1 protein-coding gene is annotated in these 1,080 nt (G+C 59.2%); it reads right to left on the bottom strand.

The features are described 5' to 3' along the window. The coding region (locus AC6ROY_RS25410; RefSeq protein WP_500103347.1) for a hypothetical protein at nt 1–1,080 on the bottom strand (1,080 nt) is incomplete at both ends.

Genomic DNA, 1,080 nt, shown 5'->3' with positions numbered 1-1,080 from the left:
CGATGTCACGCTCAGCTGCGGCTCCATATACGTATACGGCTGGGTCCCGAACGCCATCTCCGTATAAATGTTTTTCCCGTTCCCGCTGAACGTATTGGACTTCTGAACGCTGTACCCCGCCTTGCCCGCCGTATCCGGCGCCTTCAGCTCGTAGGTGTTGACTGTTACAACCCCATGCTCGTTGACTGCCGGATAATGGTTCGTCGCATCGAAGCCGACGCTGTTGTTCGTAAGCGTATTATCCTTGACCGTTACGCTCGTATTGTAGTAGGCCAGAAGCGCGATGCCTGAGCTGGAGTAGCTGTTCGTCAGCGCCGAATCGAAGCCGTCGACGACGTTGTTCTCGATCACGACCGTCCCGCCGTATACATACACCCCGTACTCGTACCGGTCCGAGCTGCGCAGTCTTTCCGGGTACAGCGTTCCCTTCAGCGTGTTCCCGCGGATCTCCGCTTCGCCTCCGCGAATGTCGATCACATCCCGGAACGCGTTCGAGCCGTCGAACTCGCTGTTCGTCACTGTCACCAGGCTGGCGCTGCCCGGGTCGGAATGAATGCCGTACGTGACGCCCGCATTGGAGGCCGACCCGTCGTTTTCCCCGAAGAAATCCTTCAGCTTCGACCCGTCGAATTCCAGCTTACCGCCATCCTTCACGTTGATCGCGACCATGATCTTGCTGCTGCCGTTGCGCAGCGTCGCGTTTTTCAGATGCAGATAACCGCCGGATTTGATGTCGAACACACCATTTCCCGTATACGTGGTCGGCAGGTTAACTGTCGCATCCCGCGAAATCGAGGCCATCGGAATGCCCTGGGCGATCTTGATCTCCACCCCGTTTCCGTTCACCGTCACCTCGCGTTCGATCACGGAGCCGTCGATCGTATAATCCCCCGCGCTCACAAGATCAATGGTACTGACAAGCGGATTGTTCAAATACGCCTGCAGCGCCGCTCCATCCGCCGCCGTGACCCGCGAGCGCAGCTCTGTCTGGAAGCTCCACGTCGTCTTGTCCGCGATGCCCGCATACACCCCGCCGCTTCCGCCAGCCGCCGCACGGAACGCTCCCTCGTCGATCTCCAC

It is taken from the genome of Paenibacillus sp. sg306046 (assembly GCF_059821225.1).
Note: the sequence above shows the minus strand (reverse complement) of the source record. Positions and strands in the feature narration are given on the sequence as shown.